General features: G+C 44.8%; 1 protein-coding gene. It reads left to right on the forward strand.

Translation table 11 applies throughout. The annotated features are described in order from the left end of the window. The coding region (locus tag EIZ48_RS28900) for an IS4 family transposase (protein ID WP_160658822.1) at positions 1 to 373 on the forward strand (373 nt) is incomplete at both ends.

A 373-nucleotide genomic window follows, 5' to 3' on the forward strand; every position in this document is an offset into this window, starting at 1 on the left:
AAGGTCGAGAGCACTTCTCCGCCCAGGCAGTCCATAAGAAGTCAGCACTAGAACCTTGGCTGCTGGCGACTAATATCCCAACAAACATATTTTCATCTCGATGTATCGTCAGGCTCTACACCAAACGCATGCAAATTGAAGAAACATTCCGTGATTTAAAAAGCCCACAATACGGTTTTGGCTTACGCCAAAGCCGCACTCATGACCCTAAACGATTCGACATTCTACTACTCATTGGTCTGCTCGCTTTTATGGTCTATTGGTGGTTTGGAATAATTGCAGAACATAACGGTTGGCACCGTCACTTTCAGGCAAATTCTGTAAAAGACCGACGCGTTTTATCATTTGTTAGGCTAGGAAAAGAGGTCTTCCG

Source organism: Photobacterium alginatilyticum, from assembly GCF_009910675.1.
Classification (GTDB): domain Bacteria; phylum Pseudomonadota; class Gammaproteobacteria; order Enterobacterales; family Vibrionaceae; genus Photobacterium; species Photobacterium alginatilyticum.